This window comes from Alkalihalobacillus alcalophilus ATCC 27647 = CGMCC 1.3604, assembly GCF_000292245.2.
Classification (GTDB): Bacteria; Bacillota; Bacilli; order Bacillales; family Bacillaceae_D; genus Alkalihalobacillus; species Alkalihalobacillus alcalophilus.
Genome location: NZ_ALPT02000167.1, coordinates 1 through 836 on the forward strand (window position 1 = coordinate 1; position 836 = coordinate 836).

The following is an 836-nucleotide window of genomic DNA, read 5'->3' on the forward strand; positions in this document are numbered from 1 at the left end:
CTAAAGATAGACAGTTTATTTGGTGAGATTGAGTTGAAGCGCTCCTACTACCGCGATCGTGAAACAGGTAAATATGTCTCTCTCCTTGACCAGTATCTGCAATTTGAAGGAATAAAAGGCTTTAGCCCACTTGTAGAAGAAGCGGCGATTGAACTAGCTGTGACAAGTCCTTCCTACCGAAAGGCATCGAACACGCTTGAGACCCTTCTTGGTTATCGCGTCATCAGTCACGAAGCAATTCGCCAACATCTGTTAGAGGTAGAAGCGATGCAGAAAGAGCGTCAACCTTTGACGCACCCCGTGTTGTTTATCGAAGTGGATGGACTCTATCTAAAGCGACAAGAGAAACGAATCAAAGGGAGAGAAGAGAAAATCGCAGCGGTTCATCAAGGCTGGGAGGTCAATGGAAAAAGAGTGAGTTTAAAAGAGAAGCGACACTATGTTCATCGGGGGAAAGAGCCGTTTTGGGAGGGACTTGAGACCTTTCTCATGGAGACATTTGACTACGATCCAGCAGGGCATCGACTTGTCATCAACGGGGATGGAGCGACTTGGATTACCAGTTGTCGAGACTATTTTCAAGGACGGGCTTTCTTCACGATTGATCGTTTTCATGTGGCGCGTGATATCAGAAGACTGTTTCGAGATCACAGGCGCTATCGAGCCATGCAGAAAGCACTTGCAAAGTATGATGGGGAAACCCTCCTTATAGAACTAAACAGTGCGGTGGGAACGCTTGAGACAGAAGCGAAAGAAGAGCGTTTAGAGGCGTTGATTCATCAGCTTGAGCAGTACCCAGAAGCATTGGGAGATTACAGAGAATGGCTGAAAGATCA

1 protein-coding gene is annotated in these 836 nt (G+C 46.7%); it reads left to right on the forward strand.

The genetic code is table 11. From position 1 onward, the window contains the following. The coding region (locus BALCAV_RS20910) for an ISLre2 family transposase (protein ID WP_040324343.1) at positions 1 to 836 on the forward strand (836 nt) is incomplete at both ends.